At 67.7% G+C, this 3,387-nt stretch carries 4 protein-coding genes and 1 pseudogene; all 5 read right to left on the bottom strand.

All coding sequences use genetic code 11. From position 1 onward, the window contains the following. Positions 1–209, bottom strand: a pseudogene (locus N878_RS15530) (chemotaxis protein CheW); the annotation flags it as partial. A gap of 87 nt (positions 210–296) precedes the next feature. Then, the gene (locus N878_RS15525; RefSeq protein ID WP_021444534.1) at positions 297–1,085 is read right to left on the bottom strand and encodes a ParA family protein; all 789 of its coding nucleotides are present in this window, start codon (positions 1,083–1,085) and stop codon (positions 297–299) included. 82 nt (positions 1,086–1,167) lie between these two features. Beyond that, on the bottom strand, positions 1,168–1,986 hold the full coding sequence (motD, locus tag N878_RS15520; RefSeq protein WP_021444533.1) for a flagellar motor protein MotD: 819 nt from the start codon (positions 1,984–1,986) through the stop codon (positions 1,168–1,170). A 12-nt stretch (positions 1,987–1,998) separates the two neighbouring features. Continuing rightward, the gene (locus N878_RS15515; protein ID WP_021444532.1) at positions 1,999–2,739 is read right to left on the bottom strand and encodes a flagellar motor protein; all 741 of its coding nucleotides are present in this window, start codon (positions 2,737–2,739) and stop codon (positions 1,999–2,001) included. A 25-nt stretch (positions 2,740–2,764) separates the two neighbouring features. After that, positions 2,765–3,387: chemotaxis protein CheB (locus N878_RS15510; protein ID WP_021444531.1), on the bottom strand; the 623-nt coding region annotated here is incomplete at its 5' end.

Here is a 3,387-nt window from a genome sequence, read left to right as displayed (position 1 = left end):
GGCGCGCGCGGCGCGACGACAGGTGCGGGAGCGACCGGCGCAGGCGCCGTCAGGCGCGCATCGCGCACCTGCTCCTCGAGCACCGCGCTCTCGAATTCCTCGAGGCTGACGGACATCTCCAGCTCGGCCGCGGCCTCCTGCAACAGACCGTCGAGGTAGGACTGCAGGGCCAGCTGGGAACGCGTGGCGGTGGCGAGGGTACGACTCATGACTGAAACCCGTGATGGAGACCTGTACAGCCTATCGGCCGCAGCCCGGCCCGACTTGAGTGCGCCAGTTCAACACAGACGGGCATGTCAGGCCACCTGCGCTGCCGGTTGATGGCTCAGCAGGTGCTTGAGCAATGCCCGATAGGCGATCACCCCGCGACTGCCCGCATCGAACTGCGAGGGCGTGCGCCCGGCCCGGCTGGCATCGCGCAGACGGGTATCGACCGGGATGTAGGCCTGCCAGAGGTGCTCGGGATAGCTGTTGCGCAGCACCCGCAGGGTGCTCATCGAGGCCTGGGTACGGCGGTCGAACAGGGTCGGCACTATGGTGTAGGGCAGCGCCTGCTTGCGCGAGCGGTTGATCATGGCCAGGGTGCTGACCATGCGTTCGAGGCCCTTGACCGCGAGAAACTCGGTCTGCACCGGGATCACCAGCTGCTGGCTGGCGGCCAGGGCATTGACCATCAGCACGCCGAGCAGCGGCGGGCTGTCGATGATGGCGTGGTCGAAATCCTCCCACAGCTGCGCCAGGCTCTTGGCGATCACCAGGCCCAGGCCGCTCTGCCCCGGCGACTGGCGCTCCAGGGTGGCCAGCGCAGTGCTCGACGGCAGCAGGGAGATGCGTTCGTGGCTGGTGCCGTGCAGCAGCTGCCTGGGCAGGCCCTGGGGCACGCCGCCCTGGTGCAGGAACAGGTCGAAGCAGCTGTGCTCCAGCGCATCGGGATCATGGCCGAAATAACTGGTCATCGACCCGTGCGGGTCGAGGTCGACCACCACCACCCGCTTGCCGGCATCGGCCAGCAGGCCGGCCAGGGCGATGGAGGTGGTGGTCTTGCCGACACCACCCTTCTGATTGGCTACTGCCCAGACTTTCATCTTCTTTCATCCTCCCGGCATGAGGCGTTCAGGCCGAGAATGGCTGTCGCCGGCACGCAGCAGGCGACTGGGATTTGACGGCTCACGATTGCGGAACCTCCGACACAGGCGCCGGTGCAGGTTGCGTGCCAGCGCCGGACTGCTGCGCCGCGGTGCTGCCGGCGCTGCGCCGGGTGTCGAGGTTGCGCGAAATCACCAGCACCACGCGGCGGTTGCGCCCCCGCCCTTCGGCCGTGGCGTTGTCCGCCACCGGCTGGAACTCGCCGTAGCCGACCGCCGCCAACCGCGCCGGATCGACGCCGTCCATGGCCAGCATACGCACGATGCTCGCCGCCCGCGCCGAGGACAGCTCCCAGTTGGTCGGAAACTGGCTGGTCTGGATAGGCAGGTTGTCGGTGAAACCTTCCACCTTCACTGGATTCTGATAAGGCGCCAGAATCTTGGCGACCTTCTCGATGATGTCGAACGCCTGGTTGTTCGGCAGCGCGTCGCCGCTGGGGAACAGCAGGCTGGAACTCAGCTCGATCTCGATCCACATCTCGTTGCCGCGCACGGTCAGCTGCTCGTTCTGGATCAGCTCGCCGAAAGCCTGGCGCACGCTGGCGGCGATATCCTGCAGGGAGTCGTCCGGGGTCTCGCTGTTGGCCTCGTCCAGCGAGGCGCGCTCGGGCTCGCCGGTGCGCGGCCGCTCCTCGCCCACCGGGATCGGTTTGATCGAGCGATCCGGCTGGTTGAACACGCCGGTCAGGGTCTCGGAGAGAATCTTGTACTTGCCCTCGTTGAGCGAGGAGATCGAGTACATCACCACGAAGAAGGCGAACAGCAGGGTGATGAAGTCCGCGTAGGACACCAGCCAGCGCTCGTGATTCTCGTGTTCTTCATGCTGCCGCCGACGCGCCATGACAGCCTCCCATCAGTCCATGAAGCCTTGCAGCTTCAACTCGATGGACCGCGGGTTCTCACCCTCGGCGATGGACAGGATGCCCTCCAGCAGCATCTCGCGGTAACGCGACTGGCGCATGGCGATGGCCTTGAGCTTGTTGCCGGCCGGCAGCAGCAGCAGGTTGGCGAAGCCGACGCCGTAGATGGTGGCGACGAAGGCCACGGCGATGCCGCTGCCGAGCATGCTCGGGTCGGCCAGGTTGCCCATCACGTGGATCAGGCCCATCACCGCGCCGATGATGCCGATGGTCGGCGCGTAGCCGCCCATGCTCTCGAACACCTTGGCCGCCTGGATATCACGCGCCTCCTGGGTGTACAGATCGACCTCGAGGATGCTGCGGATGGATTCCGGTTCGGCGCCGTCGACCAGCAGCTGCAGGCCCTTGCGCGCATAGGGGTCGGGTTCGGCGTCGGCCACCGCCTCGAGACCGAGCAGGCCTTCCTTGCGCGCCACCATGCTCCAGCCGACCACGCGGTTGATACCGCCGATCAGGTCGATGCGCGGTGGGAAGAAGATCCAGCGCTGGATGGCCATGGCGCGCTTGAACACGCTGACCGGCGCCTGCAGGAAGGCCGCGCCGAGGGTGCCGCCGATCACGATCAGCGCCGCCGGGCCGTTGAGCAGCGCGCCGGCGTGGCCGCCCTCCAGGTAGTTGCCGCCGAGAATCGCGACGAACGCCAGAATGACGCCGATCAGGCTCAGTACATCCATGCGCACGCGCCCGTGTGAGGGTTCATTACAGGCAGGCCTCGGTCAGGTGCCGGCCGATCTCGTCGAGGCCGTAGACCGCGTCGGCCAGGTTGGCCTTGACCACCGCCATGGGCATGCCGTAGATCACGCAGCTGGCCTCGTCCTGCGCCCACACCTGGCTGCCGCCCTGCTTGAGCAGGCGCGCGCCTTCGCGGCCGTCGGCGCCCATGCCGGTGAGCACCACGGCCAGCACCTTGTCGCCATAGGACTTGGCCGCCGAACCGAAGGTGATATCGACGCAGGGCTTGTAGTTCAGGCGCTCGTCGCCGGGCAGGATCTTCACCGCGCCGCGGGCGTCGACCATCATCTGCTTGCCGCCGGGGGCCAGCAGGGCCAGGCCGGGGCGCAGCAGGTCGCCGTCCTCGGCCTCCTTGACCTGGATGCGGCAGAGCTTGTCCAGACGCTCGGCGAAGGCCTTGGTGAAGGCTGCCGGCATGTGCTGGACGAGCACCAGCGGCGCCGGGAAATTGGCCGGCAGCTGGGTCAGCACCCGCTGCAGGGCCACCGGGCCGCCGGTGGAGGTACCGATGGCCACCAGCTTGTAGGCCTTGCGCTTGGGCGCCGCGGAACTGGCGCCGACTGCGCCGCCGGGCGCCGCAGCCGGGCTCG

The organism is Pseudomonas sp. EGD-AK9 (assembly GCF_000465935.2).
Classification (GTDB): domain Bacteria; phylum Pseudomonadota; class Gammaproteobacteria; order Pseudomonadales; family Pseudomonadaceae; genus Aquipseudomonas.
Note: the sequence above shows the minus strand (reverse complement) of the source record. Positions and strands in the feature narration are given on the sequence as shown.